25 protein-coding genes are annotated in these 22,987 nt (G+C 56.0%); 11 read left to right on the forward strand and 14 right to left on the reverse strand.

What is annotated here, in order from left to right; all coding sequences use genetic code 11:
• Both gsiC and gsiD read left to right on the forward strand, forming a co-directional pair.
• Complete coding sequence (gene gsiC, locus HV355_RS16410; RefSeq protein WP_120158414.1) at positions 1-921, forward strand: glutathione ABC transporter permease GsiC; 921 nt, start codon at positions 1-3, stop codon at positions 919-921.
• Between the two features lies 1 nt (position 922).
• Entirely contained in the window at positions 923-1,834 is a 912-nt protein-coding gene (gene gsiD, locus HV355_RS16415) for a glutathione ABC transporter permease GsiD (RefSeq protein ID WP_010429000.1), read from the forward strand.
• 108 nt (positions 1,835-1,942) lie between these two features.
• On the opposite strand, the gene rimO is transcribed toward gsiD, so the two are convergent.
• The gene (gene rimO / locus HV355_RS16420) at positions 1,943-3,268 is read right to left on the reverse strand and encodes a 30S ribosomal protein S12 methylthiotransferase RimO (protein WP_120158415.1); all 1,326 of its coding nucleotides are present in this window, start codon (positions 3,266-3,268) and stop codon (positions 1,943-1,945) included.
• Positions 3,269-3,484: 216 nt separating this feature from the next.
• On the opposite strand from rimO, the gene bssR reads away from it, so the two are divergent.
• Together bssR and HV355_RS16430 are read left to right on the forward strand one after the other, a co-directional pair.
• Positions 3,485-3,868 (forward strand): biofilm formation regulator BssR, encoded by a 384-nt coding sequence (gene bssR, locus HV355_RS16425; RefSeq protein ID WP_108415945.1) that lies wholly within the window; start codon positions 3,485-3,487, stop codon positions 3,866-3,868.
• Positions 3,869-3,974: 106 nt separating this feature from the next.
• The gene (locus HV355_RS16430; RefSeq protein ID WP_182402683.1) at positions 3,975-5,093 is read left to right on the forward strand and encodes a PQQ-dependent sugar dehydrogenase; all 1,119 of its coding nucleotides are present in this window, start codon (positions 3,975-3,977) and stop codon (positions 5,091-5,093) included.
• On the opposite strand, the gene HV355_RS16435 is transcribed toward HV355_RS16430, so the two are convergent.
• Complete coding sequence (locus tag HV355_RS16435) at positions 5,094-5,720, reverse strand: glutathione S-transferase family protein (RefSeq protein ID WP_174340621.1); 627 nt, start codon at positions 5,718-5,720, stop codon at positions 5,094-5,096.
• Between the two features lie 242 nt (positions 5,721-5,962).
• Between HV355_RS16435 and dacC the strand changes: the two genes are divergently transcribed.
• Entirely contained in the window at positions 5,963-7,168 is a 1,206-nt protein-coding gene (gene dacC, locus HV355_RS16440) for a serine-type D-Ala-D-Ala carboxypeptidase (protein WP_108416088.1), read from the forward strand.
• Between the two features lie 87 nt (positions 7,169-7,255).
• Here dacC and deoR read toward each other — a convergent pair whose 3' ends face one another.
• From deoR to HV355_RS16455, 3 genes are all read right to left on the reverse strand, one after another.
• Entirely contained in the window at positions 7,256-8,014 is a 759-nt protein-coding gene (deoR, locus tag HV355_RS16445; protein ID WP_010429018.1) for a DNA-binding transcriptional repressor DeoR, read from the reverse strand.
• Between the two features lie 67 nt (positions 8,015-8,081).
• Positions 8,082-8,690 (reverse strand): undecaprenyl-diphosphate phosphatase, encoded by a 609-nt coding sequence (gene ybjG, locus HV355_RS16450; RefSeq protein WP_126543525.1) that lies wholly within the window; start codon positions 8,688-8,690, stop codon positions 8,082-8,084.
• Between the two features lie 7 nt (positions 8,691-8,697).
• Complete coding sequence (locus HV355_RS16455) at positions 8,698-9,426, reverse strand: phosphatase PAP2 family protein (protein WP_182402685.1); 729 nt, start codon at positions 9,424-9,426, stop codon at positions 8,698-8,700.
• Positions 9,427-9,594: 168 nt separating this feature from the next.
• On the opposite strand from HV355_RS16455, the gene HV355_RS16460 reads away from it, so the two are divergent.
• On the forward strand, positions 9,595-10,827 hold the full coding sequence (locus tag HV355_RS16460; protein WP_010429024.1) for an MFS transporter: 1,233 nt from the start codon (positions 9,595-9,597) through the stop codon (positions 10,825-10,827).
• Positions 10,828-10,885: 58 nt separating this feature from the next.
• Here the strand turns inward: HV355_RS16460 and HV355_RS16465 are convergent, their stop codons facing one another.
• Positions 10,886-11,698, reverse strand: coding sequence for a Cof-type HAD-IIB family hydrolase (locus HV355_RS16465; protein ID WP_010429026.1), 813 nt, complete (start codon positions 11,696-11,698; stop codon positions 10,886-10,888).
• A complete protein-coding gene (locus HV355_RS16470) occupies positions 11,688-12,902 on the reverse strand; it encodes an MFS transporter (RefSeq protein ID WP_182402687.1) in 1,215 nt (404 codons plus the stop codon). The genes HV355_RS16465 and HV355_RS16470 overlap by 11 nt, the downstream gene beginning before the upstream one ends.
• An 81-nt stretch (positions 12,903-12,983) precedes the next feature.
• Between HV355_RS16470 and HV355_RS16475 the strand changes: the two genes are divergently transcribed.
• Positions 12,984-13,535 (forward strand): TetR family transcriptional regulator, encoded by a 552-nt coding sequence (locus HV355_RS16475; RefSeq protein ID WP_010429031.1) that lies wholly within the window; start codon positions 12,984-12,986, stop codon positions 13,533-13,535.
• A 22-nt stretch (positions 13,536-13,557) separates the two neighbouring features.
• Here HV355_RS16475 and arsC read toward each other — a convergent pair whose 3' ends face one another.
• From arsC to HV355_RS16505, 6 genes are all read right to left on the reverse strand, one after another.
• A complete protein-coding gene (arsC, locus tag HV355_RS16480; RefSeq protein WP_182402689.1) occupies positions 13,558-13,989 on the reverse strand; it encodes a glutaredoxin-dependent arsenate reductase in 432 nt (143 codons plus the stop codon).
• Positions 13,990-14,001: 12 nt separating this feature from the next.
• Positions 14,002-15,291, reverse strand: a complete 1,290-nt coding sequence (locus tag HV355_RS16485) for an arsenic transporter (RefSeq protein ID WP_182402839.1) — start codon at positions 15,289-15,291, stop codon at positions 14,002-14,004.
• A gap of 40 nt (positions 15,292-15,331) precedes the next feature.
• The gene (locus HV355_RS16490; RefSeq protein ID WP_182402691.1) at positions 15,332-15,652 is read right to left on the reverse strand and encodes a metalloregulator ArsR/SmtB family transcription factor; all 321 of its coding nucleotides are present in this window, start codon (positions 15,650-15,652) and stop codon (positions 15,332-15,334) included.
• A gap of 226 nt (positions 15,653-15,878) precedes the next feature.
• The gene (gene tssD, locus HV355_RS16495) at positions 15,879-16,358 is read right to left on the reverse strand and encodes a type VI secretion system tube protein TssD (RefSeq protein WP_108415953.1); all 480 of its coding nucleotides are present in this window, start codon (positions 16,356-16,358) and stop codon (positions 15,879-15,881) included.
• 221 nt (positions 16,359-16,579) lie between these two features.
• Entirely contained in the window at positions 16,580-17,287 is a 708-nt protein-coding gene (locus tag HV355_RS16500) for a hypothetical protein (protein ID WP_126815621.1), read from the reverse strand.
• A 621-nt stretch (positions 17,288-17,908) separates the two neighbouring features.
• Positions 17,909-19,594 (reverse strand): aspartate:alanine antiporter, encoded by a 1,686-nt coding sequence (locus tag HV355_RS16505; protein WP_089598996.1) that lies wholly within the window; start codon positions 19,592-19,594, stop codon positions 17,909-17,911.
• A 273-nt stretch (positions 19,595-19,867) separates the two neighbouring features.
• Here HV355_RS16505 and HV355_RS16510 point away from each other — a divergent pair, with 273 nt between their 5' ends.
• On the forward strand, positions 19,868-20,242 hold the full coding sequence (locus HV355_RS16510; RefSeq protein ID WP_042716356.1) for an inner membrane protein YbjM: 375 nt from the start codon (positions 19,868-19,870) through the stop codon (positions 20,240-20,242).
• Positions 20,243-20,272: 30 nt separating this feature from the next.
• On the opposite strand, the gene HV355_RS16515 is transcribed toward HV355_RS16510, so the two are convergent.
• Positions 20,273-20,542: a GrxA family glutaredoxin gene (locus tag HV355_RS16515; protein WP_010429050.1), complete on the reverse strand. Its 270-nt coding sequence runs from the start codon at positions 20,540-20,542 to the stop codon at positions 20,273-20,275.
• Between the two features lie 184 nt (positions 20,543-20,726).
• On the opposite strand from HV355_RS16515, the gene nfsA reads away from it, so the two are divergent.
• From nfsA to HV355_RS16530, 3 genes are all read left to right on the forward strand, one after another.
• Complete coding sequence (gene nfsA, locus HV355_RS16520) at positions 20,727-21,449, forward strand: nitroreductase NfsA (RefSeq protein WP_182402693.1); 723 nt, start codon at positions 20,727-20,729, stop codon at positions 21,447-21,449.
• A 64-nt stretch (positions 21,450-21,513) separates the two neighbouring features.
• Positions 21,514-22,416 carry a 30S ribosomal protein S6--L-glutamate ligase gene (gene rimK, locus HV355_RS16525; RefSeq protein ID WP_148399779.1) on the forward strand — a complete coding sequence of 301 codons (903 nt, stop codon included), beginning with the start codon at positions 21,514-21,516 and terminating at the stop codon, positions 22,414-22,416.
• 63 nt (positions 22,417-22,479) lie between these two features.
• Positions 22,480-22,956, forward strand: coding sequence for a YbjN domain-containing protein (locus tag HV355_RS16530; protein ID WP_010429060.1), 477 nt, complete (start codon positions 22,480-22,482; stop codon positions 22,954-22,956).
• Positions 22,957-22,987 lie beyond the last annotated feature (31 nt).

Consider the following 22,987-nt stretch of genomic DNA (forward strand, 5'->3'; position numbering starts at 1 on the left):
ATGCTGAATTATGTTTGTAAACGCCTGCTGGGGCTTATCCCGACGCTGTTGATTGTGGCGGTGCTGGTGTTTCTGTTTGTCCATATGCTGCCGGGGGATCCGGCGCGGCTGATTGCCGGGCCGGAGGCGGATGCGACCGTTATTGAACTGGTGCGCAAGCAGCTGGGTCTCGACAGGCCGTTGTATATGCAGTTCCTGCACTATATGGGCAACGTGCTGCAGGGCGATTTTGGCACCTCGATGGTGTCGCGTCGCCCGGTGTCGGAAGAGATTGCCAGCCGCTTTATGCCGACCTTTTGGTTAACCCTTGCCAGCATGGGCTGGGCGGTGGTGTTTGGTCTCGGTGCGGGAATTGTCGCCGCCGTCTGGCGCAACCGCTGGCCGGATAAACTGGGTATGGCGCTGGCCGTGACCGGCATCTCCTTCCCGGCATTCGCCCTCGGGATGCTGCTGATGCAGATCTTCTCCGTGGAACTGGGCTGGCTGCCGACCGTGGGCGCGGATACCTGGAAGCACTACATTCTCCCATCGATGACCCTTGGCGCAGCCGTGGCGGCTGTGATGGCGCGCTTTACCCGCGCCTCGTTTGTCGACGTGCTGAGTGAAGACTACATCCGCACCGCGCGGGCGAAAGGGGTCAGCGAGAAGTGGGTCATCCTCAAGCACGGTTTTCGCAACGCGATGATCCCGGTAGTCACGATGATGGGGCTGCAGTTTGGCTTCCTGCTGGGCGGCTCTATTGTGGTGGAGAAGGTCTTCAACTGGCCGGGGCTGGGGCGTCTGCTGGTCGATTCGGTCGACATGCGCGATTATCCGGTGATTCAGGCGGAAGTCCTGCTGTTCTCGCTGGAGTTTATTCTTATCAACTTAGTGGTGGACGTGCTTTACGCCGCCATTAACCCGGCCATCAGGTACAAGTAAGATGCGATTGTTGAACTGGCGTCGTCAGGCCGTATTAAATGCTATGCCGGGGCTAAAGCCGGAGCACATCCGCACTCCGTGGTCTGAATTCTGGCGGCGTTTTCGCCGTCAGCCTGTCGCGATGACGGCGGGGCTGTTTGTTTTGCTGCTGATTGTGGTGGCTATCGTTGCACCGTGGGTCGCGCCGTTTGATGCGGAAAATTATTTTGACTATGACCGTCTGAACGACGGGCCGTCGATGATGCACTGGTTCGGCGTGGATTCGCTCGGGCGGGATATCTTCAGCCGCGTGCTGGTGGGGGCGCAGATCTCGCTGGCCGCCGGGGTCTTTGCGGTGCTGATCGGCGCGGCGATAGGCACGGTTTTGGGTCTCGTCGCCGGGTATTACGAAGGCTGGTGGGACCGCATCATCATGCGCATCTGCGACGTGCTGTTTGCCTTCCCCGGCATTCTGCTGGCGATTGCCGTGGTGGCGATCATGGGCAGCGGCATGGCGAACGTCATCATTGCGGTCGCGGTCTTTTCGATACCGGCCTTCGCCCGTCTGGTGCGCGGCAACACGCTGGTGCTAAAACAGCAGACCTTTATCGAATCCGCCCGCAGTATGGGGGCCAGCGATGCCACCATCCTGTTCAGCCATATTCTGCCGGGTACGGTGTCGTCCATCGTGGTCTATTTCACCATGCGTATCGGCGTGTCGATTATCTCGGCGGCCAGCCTGTCGTTTCTGGGGTTAGGGGCGCAGCCTCCCACGCCGGAGTGGGGCGCGATGCTGAACGAGGCGAGAGCAGATATGGTGATTGCACCGCACGTGGCGATCTTCCCAAGTCTGGCGATTTTCCTGACCGTGCTGGCGTTTAACCTGCTGGGGGACGGGCTGCGCGACGCGCTGGATCCGAGGATTAAGGGGTAGGTTTATTGCCCCTCACCCTAACCCTCTCCCCGGAGGGGAGAGGGGACTGCTCGGTGCGGTTTTCCCCCTCGCCCCTTTGGGGAGAGGGCCGGGGTGAGGGGAATGTAATTAAACCCGGCTACCCCACAGGTCATACTCGTCCGCGTTTTCAACCTTCACGCGAATAATATCACCCGGCTTAACGTTGGTTTCACCGTTCAGGTACACCGCGCCGTCGATTTCAGGGGCGTCCGCCATGCTGCGGCCAATCGCGCCCTCTTCGTCCACTTCGTCGATAATCACCAGAATTTCGCGGCCCACTTTCTCCTGCAGGCGCTCAGCAGAGATCTGCTGCTGCAGCTGCATAAAGCGGTTCCAGCGCTCTTCTTTCACCTCTTCCGGTACCTGGTCCGCCAGCTCGTTGGCGGTTGCGCCCTCTACCGGGCTGTACTTGAAGCAGCCAACGCGGTCCAGACGGGCTTCTTTCAGGAAGTCGAGCAGCATCTGGAAATCTTCTTCGGTTTCACCCGGGAAGCCGACGATGAAGGTGGAGCGCAGGGTCAGATCCGGACAGATTTCACGCCACTGCTTGATGCGCGCCAGCTGGCGGTCAACGGAGCCAGGACGCTTCATCAGCTTCAGAATACGCGGGCTGGCGTGCTGCAGCGGGATATCCAGGTACGGCAGAATTTTGCCTTCCGCCATCAGCGGGATCACATCGTCAACGTGCGGGTATGGGTAGACGTAGTGCAGACGCGTCCAGATACCGAGCTTCGCAAGCTGCTCGCACAGGCCGACCATACTGGTTTTCACCGGCTCACCGTTGTGGAAACCGGAGCGGTGTTTCACGTCCACGCCGTAGGCTGAGGTGTCCTGGGAGATGACCAGCAGCTCCTTCACGCCCGCGTCGGCCAGACGTTTGGCTTCCGCTAGCACTTCACCGATTGGACGACTCACCAGATCGCCACGCATGGACGGGATGATGCAGAAGGTGCAGCGATGGTTGCAGCCTTCGGAAATTTTCAGGTACGCGTAGTGGCGCGGCGTCAGCTTCACGCCTTGTTCCGGCACCAGGCTCAGGAACGGGTTGTGCTTGGGTTTTGGCACGTAGTGATGAACATGTTCCAGCACCTGCTCGTAGCTGTGCGGGCCGGTGATCTCCAGCACCTTCGGATGCACTTCGCGGATCTGATCCACTTTCGCGCCCAGGCAGCCGGTGACAATGACTTTGCCGTTTTCGGTCAGGGCTTCACCGATGGCTTCCAGAGACTCCTGAACCGCACTGTCGATAAAGCCGCAGGTGTTGACGATCACCATGTCGGCATTGTCGTAGCTTGGCACCACGTCATAGCCTTCGGTACGGAGTTCGGTCAGGATGCGTTCGGAATCCACCAGGTTTTTCGGGCAGCCGAGGGAGACGAAGCCGATTTTCGGCTGGTGCGTAACATTGCTCATAGGTTAAAAATTCATCAATTATGGAGTTATCAGGGCGGGATTTTACAGCGTATCGCGGGGGATTTATACATTCTTTGCATGGCGGATGCGGTGAGGAAAGGTTGTAACATTGTAAAGAATGTTAATCAGTTAAGAATTATTGATCTCAGGCATTAAATTGTACAAAAAATGACCTTATTCTGAATGTGCAACATGACTGACAGAGGAGGAAATAGCATGTCCGTTGACAGACTGAAACGCGATCTGCTTAACAAGCTGATCAACGCCCGAATCGACCTGGCCGCGTATCTGCAGCTCAGGAAGGCAAAAGGCTATATGTCAGTCAGCGAAAGCGAACATCTGCGTGATAACCTGTTTGAACTTTGCAATTTCATGCGTGAAAAAGCACCGACCCTGAAAGCGGAATACGACGAAAGCGAGCTGATGGCGCTGCGCCGCGCCGCTGAGGTGCTCTCCATTGCAGGGGTATGTTTGATGAACGGACGCCACGACTGCCCGAATTTTATCGCTGTTAACGCGGAGAAGCTTGAAAACTGCCTGACAACGCTCTCTCTTTGCATCATGTGTCTGAACGAGCACGCGAAGCTTGCCCAGCACTGAGCCCGGGGGAGGCGACTCCCCCTTCTGCTTAAGCTTTTGTAAAAGTGGTAACGCGCCCGAACGTTGTGGCTAATCTTTATGCCATATGCCGATAAAGGAGCGCGTTATGCATCGATCCTCGCTGATTTTACTGCCTGCGTTATTTTTCCCTTTTTCTCTCCTCGCTGCCCCTGACGCGGTAAAGGTCGAGGTGTTGCAGAACCGACTCGATCACCCCTGGTCACTGGCCTTTTTGCCTGACAATAAAGGCGTGCTCATCACGCTCAGAGGCGGCCAGCTGAAACACTGGCAGGCCGGAAAAGGGTTGTCTGACCCGATTGTCGGCGTGCCCAGGGTGTGGGCAAACGGCCAGGGCGGTTTGCTGGACGTGGTGCTGGCACCTGATTTTGAACAATCGCGACGCATCTGGCTGAGCTATGCCGAAGTGGGAAATGACGGGAATGCGGGCACGGCGGTGGGCTACGGTCGGCTGAGCGACGATCTGTCGCGCATTGAAGCCTTCGAGGTGGTGTTCCGCCAGATGCCGAAACTCTCCACCGGGAACCATTTTGGCGGTCGGCTGGTGTTCGACGGCAAAGGGTACCTGTTTATTGCTTTAGGGGAGAACAATGAGCGTTCAACGGCGCAAGATCTGGACAAGCTTCAGGGCAAAGTGGTGCGCCTGACGGAGGACGGGAAGGTGCCGCCGGATAACCCGTTTGTAAACACCGCCGGCGCGCGGCCTGAAATCTGGTCCTACGGCATTCGTAACCCGCAGGGGATGGCGATGAACCCGTGGAGCGACACGCTATGGCTTAACGAGCACGGCCCGCGCGGCGGGGATGAAATCAACATCCCGGAAAAAGGGAAGAATTACGGCTGGCCGCTGGCGACCCACGGCATCAACTACAGCGGCCTGAAAATTCCGGAAGCCAAAGGCGAACACGCGGAGGGAACGGAAAAACCACTGTTTGTCTGGAAGGTTTCCCCTGCGGTGAGCGGCATGGCGTTTTACAACAGCGACGTCTTCCCGCAGTGGAAAAACAAACTGTTTATCGGCGCGCTGAAGGAGAAAGACGTCATCGTGCTGAGCGTCGACGGCAATAAGGTGACGGAAGACGGGCGTATTCTGGGTGATAAAGATAGGCGTATTCGCGATGTGCGGGTTGGGCCGGACGGCTATTTATATGTCCTGACCGACGAGACGGACGGGCAGCTGTTGAAAGTCAGCCCGTCCGGTACGTAATCAGGTAACCGGGATCATCACCGCGTTACGGTACGCCGGGCGCTCGGTAAGCTGCTGAAGCCAGCGCTCGAGGTGAGGGCGCGGCGTCCATTTCAGACCCATATTGGTCAGATTCCAGACGAATGGTGCAACCGCAATATCGCCCACGCCGAACGCGTCGCCTGAGAACCATTTGTGCTTCGCCAGCTCGTCGTCCATCATCGCAAACAGGGTCTCGCAGGTGTCCTGGGCTGCATGAATGGCGGGATAGTCACGTTCGGCTTCCGGCGTGCGGATAAGTCCCATCAGGATCACGCGGTGAGTGGGAGAGAGCGTCTGGTTTGCCCAGTCCATCCATTTTTCACCCTGAGCACGCTGGGCCGGGCTCTCTACCCACAGACGGCCCTGACCGTACTGCGCTGCAAGGTAACGGACAATGGTGTTGGACTCCCACAGCGTGGCATCGGTCTCATCGTCGCGCAGCAGCGGCACCAGCCCGTTCGGGTTCATCGCCAGGTAGTCAGCCTCTTTGTTCACGCCGAACGACATGCCGGCCATGATTTGATTGAACGGTAAATCCAGCTCCTCCAGCGTCCAGAGCACTTTCTTCACGTTGGTTGAGTTGTTCCTGCCCCACAGCGTAATCATATTTACTCCCGATGAGATGTGAATCCGAGTCAGCTTTTCGCCATGGTGAGATAAACCTAACAATTACGCAACAGAAGACAAAAAAATCGCCTGAATCAAAGCGTAAATGAATGTTATTGCATAAACTTTAATAACTTTACCCTGGTTGGGTTTCTTTAACCGTTTTAGTGCGCTATTACTCATCGCTTCTTGCGACACGGTGATGTGACGTAATTTTTTGAATGGACACTCGGGTGGCATTTATGACGCGAAAACTGACTTCTCTGCGCAGCCTGGCGGCAGGCTCTGCGCTCCTCTTCCTTTTTGCCCCAACGCTCTACGCGGCGGAACAGGCGGCGCCCGAAGCGCCACCGGTGGATGCCCGCGCCTGGATCTTAATGGACTACGCCAGCGGTAAAGTGTTGGCGGAAGGGAATGCCGACGAGAAACTCGACCCGGCAAGCCTGACCAAAATCATGACCAGCTACGTGGTGGGTCAGGCGCTGAAAGCAGGCAAAATTAAGCTTGATGATATGGTCACCGTCGGGAAAGATGCCTGGGCGACCGGTAACCCGGCACTGCGGGGCTCGTCGGTGATGTTCCTGAAGCCCGGGGATCAGGTCTCCGTTTCCGATCTGAATAAAGGTGTGATCATTCAGTCGGGAAATGATGCGTGTATCGCGCTGGCCGATTACGTCGCGGGCAGCCAGGATTCGTTCATTGGTTTGATGAATGGCTATGCGCAAAAACTGGGCCTGACCAACACCACCTTTAAAACGGTCCACGGTCTCGATGCGCCGGGGCAGTTCAGTACCGCGCGTGACATGGCGCTGCTGGGGAAAGCGCTGATCCATGACGTACCGGACGAATACGCGATCCACAAAGAGAAAGAGTTTACCTTCAATAAGATCCGTCAGCAGAACCGCAACCGTCTGTTGTGGAGCAGCAACGTCAACGTGGACGGGATGAAGACCGGCACCACGGCGGGCGCGGGTTATAACCTGGTCGCGTCCGCTACCCAGGGCGATATGCGCCTGATTTCGGTGGTGCTGGGCACCAAAACCGATCGAATTCGCTTTAATGAATCAGAAAAACTGCTGACCTGGGGCTTCCGCTTCTTTGAAACCGTGACGCCGATTAAGCCGGATGCCACGTTCGTCAGCCAGCGCGTCTGGTTTGGCGATAAGAGCGAGGTGAATCTGGGCGCGGGTGAGGCCGGTTCAGTGACCATTCCGCGCGGTCAGCTGAAAAACCTGAAAGCCAGCTTTACCCTGACCGACCCGCAGCTCACGGCTCCACTGAAAAAAGGCCAGGTCGTCGGGACGATTGATTTCCAGCTTAACGGCAAGTCGATTGAACAGCGTCCGCTGATCGTGATGGAAGCGGTAGAAGAGGGCGGATTCTTCAGCCGGATGTGGGATTTCGTACTGATGAAATTCCACGGGTGGTTTGGCAGCTGGTTCAACTAAGTTTTTTGCCGGGTGGCGCTGCGCTTACCCGGCCTACGTTCGAGCCGTTGTAGGCCGGGTAAGGCAAAGCCGCCACCCGGCATAACCTCAATACATCAACTTTACCTGCTGCGCCTTCGCATGGGCCACAATCTCGTCGTCCGGGCGGCAATCGCTCACAATAGCGTCAAACTGCGCCAGCTCGCCCATTCTTGCCGGACGCACCTTGCCAAACTTGCTGTGGTCCACCACCAGCACATGATACTGCGCGGCATTTAACGCCCAGTGCTTCACGGGTAACTCTTCCAGGTTAAAGCAGGTCGCGCCCTGACGCACGTTCACGCCCGCCGCAGAATAAAACGCGATATCCGGGCATAAGTTACTCAACGTGTCCTGCAGGTTCAGCGGCTTAAAGATGGCATTACTGGCGTGGAACTCACCGCCGCAGAGGATCACCCGGCATTCGGGTTTCTCCTGCAGCGCCAGAAAGGTGTTCAATGAGTAACAGACGGCGGTAAACGGGAGGCTGCTGTCAATGGCTTCGATGATCCACGGCGTGGTGGTCCCGCAGTCAAAAAACAGGGTTTGATGCGGCTGCACCAGGGAGGCCGCGAGCCGTGCCGCTTTGCGCTTCTCTTCCACCAGACGCGTTTTTTGATCGCTGATCAGATAGTGGCTGGCGCTACGCGGCTCGAGGACGATGTATCCGCCCAGCAGCACAACGGGGGCGCTGTCGCTGTTAAGATCCCGACGAATGGTCATCTCAGAGACGCCGAGCAGCGTGGCGGCTTCCTTGAGGTGCAGTTTATCACTGCGCTTCAGCGCCTGGAGCAGCTGAGCAATGCGGTCATCGCGTCGTGTTTCCATAGATCCTCAGGATGAAAAAGTGAACCCCCGCAGGGCGGGGGCTCAAGTGTAACCTGTCGGAACGGGATTAGTCACGTATCCAGCCTTTGCGGATCGGGAGGGCAAACAGCACGCGATACAGCTGAGACAGCCCGCGGTAAAGCGCCGGGCCAAAGAGGCTCCACAGGATCGCCGCGCTCACGCAGCCGATCAGCCCCACCAGGAACCCGCCCACCATATCCAGCGGCCAGTGAACGCCAAGATAAACGCGGGACCAGGCGATGGCCAGCGCGATACCCATCAGCACTGCGCCAGACCACAGGCGATGCCAGAACAGGAACGCCAGGGCGAAGGTGAAAATCACGGTGCCATGATCGCTTGGGAAGGAGTCATCAGGCGCATGGTGCAGGAAATTATACCCAACGCGATCGACGAACGGACGGTCGTGGGGGAAGGCATGTCCCAACAGATAGCTGGTCACTACGCTGACACCGATGGCCATCGCCACTTTGATCACCAGCTGGCGCTGTGCAGTGACCTCTTTACGCGGACCCCACAGCCAGAGAACAACGGCCAGTACAGGCACAATCGAGATCAAATCTCTGGCAACAAAGGTGGCGAAATCAATCATCCATTCCGGCGAGGCTGGCGTGGCGTTGATGAAATAAAACAGTCCGTAGTTCAGATTCTCTAACATAATGTCGTCACTCTTTCGCAAACCAGGCGGAAACAAGGCCATAGACCACCACCTGGGAAAACCAGACCCACCACCCAGCCCACAGGTTGTGAGAGAAAAAATGCGCCCCGCGCATGACCTGACCGTAGCCCATGGCCAGACCCAATACCGCACCCAGCACGACGAAACTCCAGGCCAGACGTGGACGTTCGCGCCAGAAGGCAAAAAACAGCCCCATCACCATAAAGCCGCTTGACGAGTGGCCGCCCGGGAAGCAACGGCCCGGTCCGCTGTCTGCCGGTACCGCGCTAAACAGGGGGTAAGAAACCGCCTTCCCGCCATACTCCACCAGATCCCACGGACAGCTATGGTGGCTAATGCTTTTCAGCACGCCGACAACCAGCGCACCCAGCCCCATCAGAAGCGCAGCCGTGACCAGTCGGGCATTGCGCTTGACGACACCGTAAATCAGCGCAACCGCAGCCAGGGCGATAGAGACATACTTCGCCAGCCGATGGTTGAGCAGGTCCAGCATCGGGTTTTGCTGCAACGGAAAATGGCGCGTCGCTGCGTCATACCAGAAATCGGTGATCCATCTGTCGAGCGTTTCGTCGCGTGAAAGCCAGGTAAACAGAACGGCGAGGACAATCAGCACGAAAAGCTGATAACCATAAAAGCGCAGGGGCAAACGGTAAAGGTCTTTTGTCTTATTTGTCGGCAAGTTAGACAATTCTGAAGGGCTGAAGGTGTAGGCCATAATTAGGGTCAGTGACGTGAAAATAGGGCTATCATAAAACTGTCAACTTAAGGAAACCTTAAACGACGACGATAAGTGCTTTATTTCTGTTTACTATCGATAATTTGCTATCTCGGGCTGCGGCAATTCATTACACTCATCGCGATTTTTTCATCATAAAGAGATTGCATGTTAAACCGTTCTTCTTCTGGTAATCGTCTGGGGCGTCAGGCGTTACTTTTCCCTCTGTGTCTGGTGCTCTACGAATTCTCTACCTATATCGGCAACGATATGATCCAGCCCGGTATGCTGGCCGTGGTAGAACAGTACAACGCGGGTATCGAGTGGGTGCCGACCTCCATGACCGCCTATCTGGCGGGCGGCATGTTTTTACAGTGGCTGTTAGGGCCGCTGTCGGACCGTATTGGTCGTCGTCCGGTGATGCTGACCGGCGTGGTGTGGTTTATCGTCACCTGTCTTGCCACGCTGCTGGCGCAAAACATTGAACAATTTACCCTGCTGCGTTTCCTGCAGGGGGTGAGCCTGTGCTTCATCGGTGCCGTGGGGTATGCCGCTATTCAGGAGTCGTTTGAAGAGGCGGTGTGTATCAAAATCACCGCGCTGATGGCGAACGTGGCGCTGATTGCGCCGCTGCTGGGACCGCTGGTGGGCGCAGCCTGGGTGCACGTTGCGCCGTGGGAGGGGATGTTCATACTCTTCGCCGCCCTTGCTGCCATCTCCTTCTTTGGTCTGCACCGTGCGATGCCGGAAACGGCTACGCGTCTGGGTGAAAAGCTCTCCCTGAAAGAGCTGGGACGCGACTACAAAGAGGTGTTGAAAAATGGCCGCTTTGTCGCGGGTGCGCTGGCGACGGGCTTTGTCAGCCTGCCGTTGCTGGCGTGGATTGCGCAGTCGCCCGTCATTATCATCAGCGGTGAGAAGCTCAGCAGTTACGAGTACGGTTTGCTGCAGGTGCCGATCTTTGGCGCGCTGATCGCCGGTAACCTCGTGCTGGCACGTCTGACGTCGCGCCGCACCGTTCGCTCGCTGATTATTATGGGCGGCTGGCCGATTGCGGCAGGGTTGGTCATGGCTGCGGTCGCTACGGTGGCCTCTTCCCACGCCTACCTGTGGATGACCGCGGGGCTGAGCGTCTATGCCTTTGGTATTGGCGTGGCGAATGCCGGACTGGTGCGCCTGACGCTGTTTGCCAGCGAAATGAGTAAAGGCACGGTGTCCGCCGCGATGGGCATGCTGCAGATGTTGATTTTTACCGTCGGAATTGAGGTGAGCAAGCACGCTTACGCGTTTGGCGGCAACGGGCTGTTCAGCCTGTTCAACCTTGCCAACGGCGTGCTGTGGGTGGGATTAATGGTGGTGTTCCTGAAAGACAAACGCATCGGCAGCGCCCTGCAACCCTAATTATTATTCCCTCTCCCCGTGGGAGAGGGTTAGGGTGAGGGCACCAGACCGCACGGTATTAATTAAAAGGTGCCTCCCCGTTCAACACCTTCTCAATCACGTTTAAAACGCCTTCATCGTTATTATGCTGCGCTTCAAACCGGGCGACCGCCTTAATATGCGGTTTGGCATTGGCCATCGCAAAGCTAAACCCTGACTGGCGCAACATTTCTACGTCGTTGCCGCTGTCGCCAAAGGCCACCACGTCGCTGTTCTCTATGCCCCATCGCGCCTGCAAAATGCGCAAGCCGTTAGCTTTGTGCACGCCGGGGATAATCAGGTCGATACTGCCGTGACCGGTGGTGACGGGCACCATAATATCGCCCAGCCTTTCATGCAGCAGCGCCTGAATACGCGGAATTTCATCATCGGAAACGTTAAGCCCAAACTTGAAGAAAATATCGTTCAGGTTATCGAAATCACTGACCCTTTCGAGGCGGTGATAATATTTTGAGGCCATATCGATGAAGGCATCGTCATAGGCTTTGAGGGTGTAGGCGCTGCCTTTGCCGCAGGCAATTATCTCAATGCCCGGAACGTCATTTAACACGTTCGCGACGGTCTCGAAATGGGCTTTCGACAGTTCACCATTAAAGACATCTTCACCTTCGCTCACGACCCAGCCGCCGTTTTCGGCAACAAACGCAATCTCATGCGCGATCTCCGGGAAAAAGGAGATCAGCTGGTAGTATTGGTTGCCGCTGGCGACCACGAAGCGAATGCCTTGCGCCTTCATGCGCGCGTACTGCGCCAGAAAACGCGTGCGGTTGTACGTCTTCGCATCGCTCAGGAAGGTGCCATCCATGTCGACTGCAATCAGTTTAACGCTCATATCCCTTCTCCAGTGTCGTTTGTTCTGCTTCCGGCTTTGCCACCGCGCGCGCCACCAGCGCCGCGATAATGACTAACCCTAATACCACCAGCATGGCGCTGCGCAGGCCGTAGTGCTCCCCGAGGAAACCGAGCAGCGGTGGTCCCACCAGGAAGGCGAGGTAACCGGTGGTCGCCACTACGCTGACGCGCGTTGGCGCATCCGGGCCGGTGTCGCTGGCGGCGGAAATGGTCAGCGGGAAGCCAAGTGATGCTCCCAGTCCCCACAGGATCACGGAAATGCCTGCAATCCAGTCCACGTCCACAAAGATGATCATCGCGATGCCTAACCCGCCGAGAAGGGCACTGGCGCGCACCACCGCTACGCGACTGTAGCGGTCGATAAACCAGCCGCCGGTGAAGCGCCCGACGGTCATCCCCAGCGTAAACCCGGCGTAAATCAGCGAGCCGGAGGTCGGGCTGAAGCCGTGACCGTCCACCATCAGCAGAGGTAGCCAGTCGTTGGCGGAACCTTCCGCGAACGCCATTGCCAGCACCACCACGCCGATCAGCATCAGCTGGAAGTCGCGGTAGAAGGGCAGCCCTTTTTCGGCCGAGTGCTGTTCGCCAGCGGAGTTCTTACCGGTGCCGTCCGGGATCGCCCGGATGCCCGTCAGGATCGGAATAATGCACACCAGCGCCGCCAGTAAAATATGCAGATTGGCCGCCACGCCAAACGCCGTCAGCGCCATCCCCACTCCCGCACCCGCCAGCGTGCCGAGGCTGTAAAAGCCATGCATCATCGGCAGCACGGTTTTGTTCATCTCACGCTCGACAGATGCCCCTTCGACGTTAATCGCTACTTCCGCCGCGCCGAAGCTGCCGCCAAAGACCGTCAGCCCCAGAGCAAACAGGACCGGCGAGGCAAACCACAGCGCCACGCTCAGCACCATCATCCCGAACACCGCGCAGCACATGGTGGTGCGGATCACCGCCCGCGTGCCAAAGCGTTTAACCAGCCACGCGGAGCAGAGAATGCCGCTCATGGAGCCTATCGACAGGCCGAACAGCACGATGCCCATCTCGGCGGTAGAGACGGACAAAATATCGCGAATAGCCGGGGTGCGCGTGGCCCAGGAGGCCATCAGCAGCCCGGGAATAAAGAAGAACATAAACAGCGCCCACATGCGTAATTGCAGGGCCTTACGGGGAGAGGTCAACGTCATTGGGGTAGCACCAGAAGTACAACAATAGCGACAACACTAGCAAGTTTGTGTACATTTGTACATAAACCGGATGAGGAATTTATGAGCAGACCACCCAACGATCCGCACCGCCGGGAAAAAATACTCCAGGCGACGCTGGACACCATCGCTGAGCACGGTATTCACGCCGTCACGCACCGTAAAATCGCCTCCTGCGCGGGCGTACCGCTGGGGTCGATGACCTACTATTTTGACGGTATGGAATCGTTGCTGGAAGAGGCCTTTACGTGGTTTACCCGGCAGATGTCGCAGCAGTATCGGGATTTCTTTGCCGGTGTGACCGGCCCTGAAATGGCGTGTGAGTCCATCACTACGCTGATCCACAGCTCGCAGGTGACCACGCCGCACAACATGGCGCTGATGTACCAATTGTACGCTTTTATGCACCGCAGCGCGGCCCTTAAAACGGTGATGCAGGACTGGATGAAGATGAGCCAGGACACGCTGGAGCAGTGGTTCGACCCGGTCACCACCCGCGCGCTGGATGCGTTTATTGAAGGGATGACGCTGCATTTTGTCACCGACCGCAAGCCCTTAAGCCGGGAGGAGATCCGCGCGATGGTTGGGCGGATAGCGGGCGAGGGCGGCCGTTAGGCACCACTCGCCCCAGTCAGACCTACCTGTGGTCGATTTTTTTCCCGCTGGCGTCCACGACGGCTTCGCCATCCTCTTTCGTAAACGCCCCTTTCTGCGCATCAGGCAGGATGTCGAGGACGATTTCAGACGGGCGGCACAGGCGGGTGCCAAGCGGCGTTACCACGATCGGACGGTTAATCAGGATCGGGTGTTGCAGCATAAAATCGATAAGCTGGTCGTCGGTGAAGTTAGCTTCGGCAAGGCCAAGCTGCTCATAGGGCTCCACGTTTTTACGCAGCAGGTCCCGCACTGAAATGCCCATATCGGCAATCAGCGTGGTCAGCTTATCGCGCGACGGTGGGGTTTCCAGATAGAGGATAATCTCTGGCTCCGTGCCGCTGTTGCGGATCATCTCCAGCGTGTTGCGCGAGGTGCCGCAGGCGGGGTTATGGTAGATAGTGATGTGGCTCATATCAGTGGCTCATTACAGTGTGAAGGAGAGACGTAGCGCCAGCGCGGCGAGCGTCACAAACAGGACCGGCAGCGTCATCATGATGCCCGTCCGGAAATAGTAGCCCCAGGTGATCGTCATGTTTTTCTGCGCCAGCACGTGAAGCCAGAGCAGGGTGGCGAGGCTACCGATAGGCGTGATTTTCGGCCCCAGATCGCAGCCAATCACGTTGGCGTAAATCATCGCGTCCTTGATCAGTCCCGTTGCCGTACTGCCCTCAATGGAGAGCGCGCCAATCAGCACCGTGGGCATATTGTTCATTATGGATGACAGGAACGCGGTGATGAACCCGGTTCCCAGCGTGGTGGCCCACAGCCCGTGTCCGGCGAGGTTATTCAATACGTCTGTGAGATAGTCCGTCAGCCCGGCATTGCGCAGGCCATACACCACCAGATACATCCCCAGCGAGAAGATGACGATCTGCCACGGTGCGCCGCGCAGCACTTTTCCGGTGTTTATCGCATGTCCGCGTTTTGCGACAGCGAATAAAATCAGCGCGCCGACGGTCGCAATGGCGCTGACCGGAATGCCGAGAGGCTCAAGTACGAAGAAACCGACGAGAAGCAGCAGCAGGACGATCCAGCCCGTTCTGAACGTCGGGAGGTCGTGAATGGCGCGCGCGGGCTCGCGGAGTTTTGACAGGTCATATTCCGGGGGAATTTCCTTACGGAAGAAGAGGTGCAGCATCACCAGCGTTGCGACAATTGCGGCGATATCCACCGGGATCATCACCGAGGCATATTCGCTGAATCCCAGCTTAAAGAAGTCTGCCGACACGATGTTGACCAGGTTGGACACAATCAGCGGCAGGCTGGCGGTATCGGCGATAAAACCCGCCGCCATCACAAACGCCAGCGTGGCCTGCTTGCTGAACCCCAGCGCCAGCAGCATGGCGATAACGATAGGGGTCAGGATCAGTGCCGCACCGTCATTGGCAAACAGCGCCGCCACGGCTGCACCCAGCAGCACGATATACGTAAACAGCAATCGCCCGCGACCGTTCCCCCAGCGGGCAACGTGCAGCGCCGCCCACTCGAAAAAGCCGGACTCATCCAGCAGCAGGCTGATGATGATGACGGCGATAAACGTTGCCGTGGCGTTCCAGACGATATTCCACACGACCGGAATATCGTTAATGTGAATCACGCCGCTGGCCAGCGCCAGCACGGCGCCGATGGTGGCGCTCCAGCCGATACTGAGCCCTCTGGGCTGCCAAATGACCAGTACCAGCGTAAACAGAAAAATAGCCCCTGCCAGAAACATCATTTACTCCGTTATATTTGATTTGGTGAATGTGTTGCGATTAACATGCGCCCGGTAGTCGGTTTTTTAGCTTCATGCGCGTCTCTTCCCGCAGGCAGTTCCAGCTGTTGTCGATAACGGTTGCCGCCCACGCAGGCATGTTGGGAGAGAGACGGTAATAGACCCACTTACCCTCGCGACGGTCGATCACCAGCCCGGACTCGCGCAACAAGGCCATGTGACGGGAGACTTTCGGTTGCGACTCGGTGGTCGCGGCGCAGAGATCGCAGACGCAAAGCTCACCGGCTTCGCGGAGCAGCATGACGATGGCGAGCCGCGTTTCGTCGGAGAGGGTTTTGAAGAGCTGGAGTGGGTGGAGCATTCTGTCATCCTGAATGTCTTTTTTCATATTCAGTAAATCATATATGTTTGTGGTGAGCGAGAAAAGAGGGGGATAACAGGAAGGATAGAAAAAGCGCCTGGAGGACTCGTTGAAGATCAAAACAGTCTTTATGGCTTGCCCGGACTACTCCTGATCGTCATGGGAAAGAAACCGTCCCCTTGGGACGGTTTCTTTTTATCTGCTCACTTTCAACGCTCTTCTGTGCTCAGGCGCAGCAGCGATCGTTCCAGGTGTCACGATAAATGATATTCCCCTCCGTGTACTTCCATGAGATGGCTTCATAACGTAATTCGAGCGTTTCAAGATGGGTGCTGCTCATCCCGTTAGGGGTCAGAAAGGGCGCCACTGTCGTGAACTTAACGTTTTCCATAACGATATTGAAATATTCGGCCTCGATACCGGACTCTAGAATACGGTACATTTTAATTATTCCCTTCTTCATAACTCGCCCTTCGCACACGGCGCGGTAAAGAAGCGGGGTAGTCTGATCAAATTCTTTGACTATCGTAATAGGGCGATGGATGCGCGTGCCAGTGAGCTTGCCCCAGCTTGGGTCAACCGGAATGGTTACGCCATGGGAGAACGATTTCAGTTCTATGGAACCATGACGGGTGGGCATCGTGCAGCTACCGACAATTGGCGAGCCGTTCTCGTCTTCAAGCCAGAGATGTGCGGGTGTAGACATGTTATTTCCTTATTAGTAAACATGAAGCTTTTATGGTCCTCAATGCCATATCCAGTAAGCCAGCCCCAGTGTGACCAGGTAAAACAGGAGGATGAATCCCGGGCTAACCTCAGGGAAATAAACGTCAAGGACATAGCCAAAAATGAACGTGAGAATGATGGGTATATAGGTCCAGAAGAAAAACTGGGCCTGAGATTTGAGCCAGCGTCTTAGAAAGCCCATTAGTGCCTGCCCATTAGCTTCAGGATCGTGTCTGCAACACCATAAGGGCTTTGGCCATCAGTCCACTGTTGGGTTAGCACCCCCGCGCGCATAAACGCAGGCTCCACCAGGAAATACATCATCTCCAGCTCTCGCAGGTATAACGCTTGATAGTAGGCTGGATGCATCACTTGCAGGCGGTGAGCGCTGTCAGCAGCTTTTTGCACAACCCCGTATATCCCCAGCCCGCCAATAGCCGCGCCAGTTAATCCTGAAACGACCTTTAACCCTGAAGGTGGAAGGCTCACATAGAGGCAAACAGTCGATGCGACGCTTGCAGAGAATGAATATGAGGTTAGCGTGCTGGTGGATATATAAACGTTAGCGCGCATTAGAGCATGCTGTATCGATAATAAATCTGCCGAGGAATAATCCTTAACCAGTTCCTCAACGTACGTGTTGATTAGGTCAAAGACGATGTTCCAGCGAGAAACGAGATGAAATATGCCCTTTCGGAAGCGAGCGTCCTCCAGGTTTTGTCTGGTGCATACATCATAATATTCATCAGTAAAGCAGGAGGTGTAGTACAGCAGGCGTTGGGCACCGGCCCCTATATTACTCAACTGGCTCTTTACCTCTTCGCCTACATCACGTACCGCCCGGTCCAGCTTCATTGCCAGTATCTTTTGGCTCTGAAGCTGGCGGATGATCTCTTCAGAATGGTACATGTTTACTGGCCTCGCTCTTCAGCTCAATAGAGCGATTTTTTGCTGCATGCCCTAAGACCTGTACGATGAGTTCAATTGCCATTACTGCCCGTGAAAACTTCATTCCTGTTCCCTCCATAACGTGTTTCTATCCGCTCCAGCGTATGCCCGCCACTAGTATGGAAGTTCAAAGCAGATCATGTTTATGACAAGCAGAGGCTTTTTAGGACAATGACCTGATATTTTTTAACCTAAATACAATCTGTCTGGCGTTCGAGGTGAAAATAGATGAGTTCGATATTGAATGGCTTGTTCCAGAATCCGAAAGGAATGCAGGAAGAATTAGCTTACTGATACTGACGCACCGCTGGCAGGTTTTTAATTACCTGTTACAGCCACATAAAACGTTCTACCGCGACGATGTCGCCATGTAAGGGAAAGTGGTGGTATAAGCCATTGATTTAAAGAGTGGTAATTTTCAGGCAACAAAAAACCCATCAACCTTGAACCAAAACGGCGGGGTTGATGGGCTCCACAAATTGGGGACATCAAAGAAAAGCAGTGGCACTAGTTATGACTGCCCCCTGATAAAAAAGTTCTGCGCGTAACGAAAATAATTTTCACCACGCGCAAACTTAAGACTTATCCGAGTCCTGGCCAGATGATAATGATCAGCGTACCCGCCAGCGTGAGCAGTACGTTAGCGATGGCGTACGTGCCCGCATACCCCAGCGCCGGAATGTTGCTGCGCGCGGTATCGCTGATGATTTCCATAGCAGGCGCACAGGTACGCGCGCCCATCATTGCCCCGAAGAGCAGGGCGCGGTTCATGCGCAGCACGTAGGCACCGAACAGGAAACAGATAACGACCGGCACCAGGCTGACGATAAGTCCGGAAACCAACATTTGCCAGCCGACGGCCCCCAGGCTGTGGCCGATGCCGCTACCGGCGCTCAAGCCGACGCCTGCCATAAACACCATCAGACCGAACTCTTTTACCATGTTCAGCGCGCCCTGCGGAATGTAGCCGAAGGTTGGGTGGTTGGCTCGCAGGAAGCCCAGCATGATACCGGCGAACAGCAGCCCGGCGGCGTTACCGATGCCGAAGCTAAAGTTGCTGAACTGGAAGGTGATCATCCCGATCATCAGGCCGACGATAAAGAACGCGCAGAAGGCCAGCAGGTCGGTGACCTGGCTGTGGATGGAGATAAAGCCGATGCGGTCAGCTACGGTTTTCACCCGTCGCGCGTCGCCGCTCACCTGCAAAACGTCACCTTTGTTGAGCACGACGTTGTCGTCGATGGGCATCTCAATCTGGCTGCGGATCACGCGGTTGAGGAAGCAGCCGTGGTCGGTCAGCTTCAGCTGCGCCAGGCGGCGGCCCACGGCGTTATGGTTTTTCACCACGATCTCTTCGGTGACGATACGCATGTCGAGCAGGTCGCGGTCGAACACCTCTTTACCGTTGCGGAAGCTCGGATCGAGACGGGCATGGGCGTCCGGGTAACCCACCAGCGCGATGTCGTCGCCCATCTGCAGCACCGCGTCGCCGTCCGGGTTTGCCAGAATGCCGTTGCGTCGAATACGTTCGATGTAACAGCCCGTCTGGCGATAAATGCCGAGTTCGCGCAGGTTTTTGCCGTCGGTCCAGGCCACCAGCTCCGGCCCGACGCGATAGGCGCGGATCACAGGCAGATAGACTTTACGCTTGGTGTCCGTGTCCAGACCGCGCTCGCGAGCAATTGTCTGCGCGCTGGTCTGCAGATCCTGGTGCTGCAATTTTGGCAGGTAGCGCGCACCCACGATCAGGCTCACCAGACCAATAAGGTAAGTCAATGCATAGCCCAGACTCAGGTGGTCGAGCGCGGTGGAAAGCTGTGCGCCCTGCATGCCGGAATGACGCAGGGTATCACCCGCACCCACCAGCACCGGGGTGGATGTCATGGAGCCTGCCAGCATACCGGCCGTTAACCCGATATCCCAGCCAAACAGTTTACCCAGTCCTAACGCAATCAGCAGCGCGCTGCCGACCATCACCAGCGCCAGCATCAGGTAATTTTTGCCGTCGCGGAAGAAAATTGAAAAAAAATTCGGCCCCGCTTCCACGCCAACACAAAAAATAAACAGCATGAAGCCTAAATTGAGCGCATCCGTGTTAATACTGAAATGCTGCTGACCTAATAATAAAGAGACGACTAAAACGCCAATGGAATTACCCAGTTGAACTGAACCCAGGCGCAATTTACCCAGGCAAAGGCCCAACGCCAGTACCACAAATAATAACAGGATGTAATTCCCATTTAACAAGTCTGCGACGTTTATATTCACGGAGGCTAACTTCTTGTTTACCAGTAAGTTGTTGAATGAAAGGACTATTTGGGCTACTGTTTTTAGGGCCAGGGAAAGACTTCACGACTCCCTGCTTCCTAATAAATTCCCTAAAACATGCGCTGGCGGTTAGTTTAATCGTATTAGCTACCGACAGCCACCTATTATCGCATCAGCCTGTGCGTGCTTTGGCAAGGATTGCCGTACTGCTTTATCTGACTGGGCGTCCACTGGACGAAGTTGTATTTGATAGAGATAAGTCAGGAGGATAGTTTGAACATTAAACGAAACTGGGCGGGCGTGGTCAGCTGCTTTTTGCTGTTTACGGTCGTTTGCATGTCGCTCGCTTTTAATGTGAAGGGGGCATTCAGGGCGTCCGGCCATCCGGAACTGGGTTTGCTCTTTTTCATCCTGCCGGGCGCCGCAGCCAGTTTTCTCTCGCGTAAAGGAGAGGTGATCAAGCCTCTACTCGGGGCCATGCTGGCAGCACCGCTGTGCCTGCTGATGATGCGTCTGATGTATGTCCCGACAAGAAGTTTGTGGCAGGAGCTGGCGTGGTTACTGAGCGGGGTGTTCTGGTGTGCGCTGGGGGCGCTTTGCTATCTGTTTGTGCGCAGCCTGCTGCACCGGCGCAAACATCCGCAATAAAAACGCCCTCACGGTGAGGGCGTCTTCGCATTACTGAGCGGCAAACAGGCCCAGGTTTTCTTTGGCGTAGGCTTCAAAGTCAGTGCAGCCGCCGATGTGTTTCTGATCGAGGAAGATCTGCGGTACGGTTTCAACCGGCTTGCCGACGGTTTTTTCGAGATCCGCTTTGGTGATGCCTTCCGCGTGGATATCCACGTAGCGGAAGTTGAAGTCATCGCGCTCTTCGGTCAGTTTCTCAGCCAGCTCTTTCGCGCGAACACAGTAAGGGCACCCTGGACGACCAAAAATTACTGCAAACATTTCTCTCTCCTCAAAAAACAAGCCTGACGGCGAATGACACGTATAGTGCCCCATAACCCGCCGTCATTAAAGAAGGTTTCGCCTGTCGTTATAATATCTATGAGCTATGTTTCGCCAATTACACCGCGCACATCATTGCCTATACTGGCTGCCATAGGGTTTTAGCAAGATAAAGAGAGAGAAGATGACGCCAACCATAGACCTGCTCCAGTCCCACCGTTCCATTCGCCACTTCACCGATGAGCCGATTACCGAGGCGCAGCGTGCCGCGATTATTGACAGCGCCAGGGCGACCTCCAGCTCCAGCTTCCTGCAGTGCAGTTCGATTATACGCATTACCGACCCGGCCATGCGCGAGCAGCTGGTCACGCTGACCGGCGGGCAGAAGCATGTGGCGCAGGCGGCAGAGTTCTGGGTATTCTGCGCCGACTTTAACCGCCATCTGCAAATCTGCCCTGAAGCCGAACTGGGGCTGGCCGAACAGCTGCTGCTGGGCGTGGTGGATACTGCGCTGATGGCGCAAAACGCCTTTACGGCGGCGGAATCGCTGGGGTTAGGCGGCGTCTACATCGGCGGCCTGCGTAATAACATCGAAAGCGTTACTGAGCTGCTGAAGCTGCCAAAACATGTGCTGCCGCTGTTCGGCCTGTGCCTCGGCTGGCCTGCGGATAACCCGGATTTGAAACCGCGTATTCCTGCGGCGATGCTGGTGCATGAAAACCACTACCAGCCGGTCAATCAGGACGTCCTGGATCAATATGATGAAGAGCTGGCGAACTACTACATGACGCGCGGCAGCAATACCCGTCGCGATACCTGGACTGACCATATTCGTCGCACCATCATTAAAGAAAACCGCCCGTTTATTCTCGATTATCTTCATAAACAGGGCTGGGCGACGCGGTAGTCCATTCCTCCTGCGCCTCGTGTATGATATGCAGGCTTTTTCCATGTCTTCAGAGAGGTGCAGGGTGAAAATTGCCATATTGTCCCGGGATGGAACGCTCTATTCATGTAAACGCCTGCGCGAGGCGGCGGCAAAACGCGGGCATCAGGTTGAGATCCTCGATCCGATGTCCTGCTATATGAACATCGACCCTGCTGCGTCGTCGATTCACTACAAAGGCCGCAAGCTGCCGCATTTCGATGCGGTGATCCCCCGCATCGGCTCTCAGATCACCTATTACGGCACCGCCGCGCTGCGCCAGTTCGAGATGCTGGGCAGCTATCCGCTCAATGAATCTGTCGCCATTTCCCGCGCCCGCGATAAACTGCGTTCGTTGCAGCTGCTCGCCCGTCAGGGGATCGATCTTCCCGTCACCGGAATTGCCCATTCACCGGACGACACCAGCGATCTGATCGACATGGTGGGCGGTGCGCCGCTGGTCATCAAACTGGTGGAAGGCACGCAGGGCATTGGCGTGGTGCTGGCAGAAACGCGGCAGGCAGCGGAAAGCGTGATTGACGCCTTTCGCGGTCTGAATGCGCATATTCTGGTGCAGGAGTATATCGAAGAGGCCAAAGGTCGCGATATTCGCTGCTTCGTGGTCGGAAATGAGGTGGTTGCCGCCATCGAGCGTCAGGCGAAAGAGGGCGATTTCCGCTCTAATCTTCACCGCGGTGGCATTGCCAGAATCGCGGATATCAGCGAGCGCGAGCGGGAAATCGCCGTGAAAGCGGCGCAAACCCTTGGGTTGGACGTGGCCGGTGTGGATCTTCTGCGGGCGACACGCGGGCCGCTGGTAATGGAAGTCAATGCCTCGCCGGGGCTGGAAGGCGTGGAAAAAACCACAGGTGTCGATATTGCGGGTAAAATGATCGCATGGATCGAGCGTCATGCCACGCCGGGTTACTGTCTGAAAACGGGCGGTTAAATGGTATTGAGCACGCTTTTTGCGTAATCTATGCAAAGTTTTTATTTAAGAGGCTGCACAGCGATGGATTTACAGGTCGTTCCAACACTGGATACGTTACGTCAATGGCTTGATGATGCCGGAATTACGTTTTTCGAATGCGATTCCTGCCAGGCGCTGCATCTGCCTCATATGCAGAATTTCGACGGCATTTTCGATGCTAAAGTCGATCTGATTAACGACGTGATCCTTTTCTCCGCGCTGGCCGAAGTGAAGCCGTCCGCGCTGCTGGCGCTGGCTTCCGATCTTTCGGCCATCAACGCCAGTTCCTTGACGGTGAAAGCATTTCTCGACATACAGGATGATAATCTGCCAAAACTGGTCGTTTGCCAGTCTTTATTCTCCGGTGCTGGCTTATCCTTTAAGCAGTTCGCCTGGTTTATGCGCTTGAGTGAAGAGCAAATTTCGATGGTCATGATGGAAGCCAATGCACATCATCTGCTGTATAGCGCGGAAGATGACGCAGAGAATAATGATGCATCTCCCAATTTTCTCCACTAAGCCTGTCTGACTTTTGCGCAGTCGCTGCCAG

The sequence above is a fragment of the Enterobacter sp. RHBSTW-01064 genome, assembly GCF_014103035.1.
GTDB lineage: Bacteria > Pseudomonadota > Gammaproteobacteria > Enterobacterales > Enterobacteriaceae > Enterobacter > Enterobacter mori.

Bases quoted from the DNA above. Each gene is read 5' to 3' on its own strand.
- gsiC (WP_120158414.1), top strand. From the start codon at position 1: ATGCTGAATTATGTTTGTAAACGCCTGCTGGGGCTTATCCCGACGCTG.
- gsiD (WP_010429000.1), top strand. From the start codon at position 923: ATGCGATTGTTGAACTGGCGTCGTCAGGCCGTATTAAATGCTATGCCG.
- rimO (WP_120158415.1), bottom strand. From the start codon at position 3,268: ATGAGCAATGTTACGCACCAGCCGAAAATCGGCTTCGTCTCCCTCGGC.
- bssR (WP_108415945.1), top strand. From the start codon at position 3,485: ATGTCCGTTGACAGACTGAAACGCGATCTGCTTAACAAGCTGATCAAC.
- HV355_RS16430 (WP_182402683.1), top strand. From the start codon at position 3,975: ATGCATCGATCCTCGCTGATTTTACTGCCTGCGTTATTTTTCCCTTTT.
- HV355_RS16435 (WP_174340621.1), bottom strand. From the start codon at position 5,720: ATGATTACGCTGTGGGGCAGGAACAACTCAACCAACGTGAAGAAAGTG.
- dacC (WP_108416088.1), top strand. From the start codon at position 5,963: ATGACGCGAAAACTGACTTCTCTGCGCAGCCTGGCGGCAGGCTCTGCG.
- deoR (WP_010429018.1), bottom strand. From the start codon at position 8,014: ATGGAAACACGACGCGATGACCGCATTGCTCAGCTGCTCCAGGCGCTG.
- ybjG (WP_126543525.1), bottom strand. From the start codon at position 8,690: ATGTTAGAGAATCTGAACTACGGACTGTTTTATTTCATCAACGCCACG.
- HV355_RS16455 (WP_182402685.1), bottom strand. From the start codon at position 9,426: ATGGCCTACACCTTCAGCCCTTCAGAATTGTCTAACTTGCCGACAAAT.
- HV355_RS16460 (WP_010429024.1), top strand. From the start codon at position 9,595: ATGTTAAACCGTTCTTCTTCTGGTAATCGTCTGGGGCGTCAGGCGTTA.
- HV355_RS16465 (WP_010429026.1), bottom strand. From the start codon at position 11,698: ATGAGCGTTAAACTGATTGCAGTCGACATGGATGGCACCTTCCTGAGC.
- HV355_RS16470 (WP_182402687.1), bottom strand. From the start codon at position 12,902: ATGACGTTGACCTCTCCCCGTAAGGCCCTGCAATTACGCATGTGGGCG.
- HV355_RS16475 (WP_010429031.1), top strand. From the start codon at position 12,984: ATGAGCAGACCACCCAACGATCCGCACCGCCGGGAAAAAATACTCCAG.
- arsC (WP_182402689.1), bottom strand. From the start codon at position 13,989: ATGAGCCACATCACTATCTACCATAACCCCGCCTGCGGCACCTCGCGC.
- HV355_RS16485 (WP_182402839.1), bottom strand. From the start codon at position 15,291: ATGTTTCTGGCAGGGGCTATTTTTCTGTTTACGCTGGTACTGGTCATT.
- HV355_RS16490 (WP_182402691.1), bottom strand. From the start codon at position 15,652: ATGCTCCACCCACTCCAGCTCTTCAAAACCCTCTCCGACGAAACGCGG.
- tssD (WP_108415953.1), bottom strand. From the start codon at position 16,358: ATGTCTACACCCGCACATCTCTGGCTTGAAGACGAGAACGGCTCGCCA.
- HV355_RS16500 (WP_126815621.1), bottom strand. From the start codon at position 17,287: ATGTACCATTCTGAAGAGATCATCCGCCAGCTTCAGAGCCAAAAGATA.
- HV355_RS16515 (WP_010429050.1), bottom strand. From the start codon at position 20,542: ATGTTTGCAGTAATTTTTGGTCGTCCAGGGTGCCCTTACTGTGTTCGC.
- nfsA (WP_182402693.1), top strand. From the start codon at position 20,727: ATGACGCCAACCATAGACCTGCTCCAGTCCCACCGTTCCATTCGCCAC.
- HV355_RS16530 (WP_010429060.1), top strand. From the start codon at position 22,480: ATGGATTTACAGGTCGTTCCAACACTGGATACGTTACGTCAATGGCTT.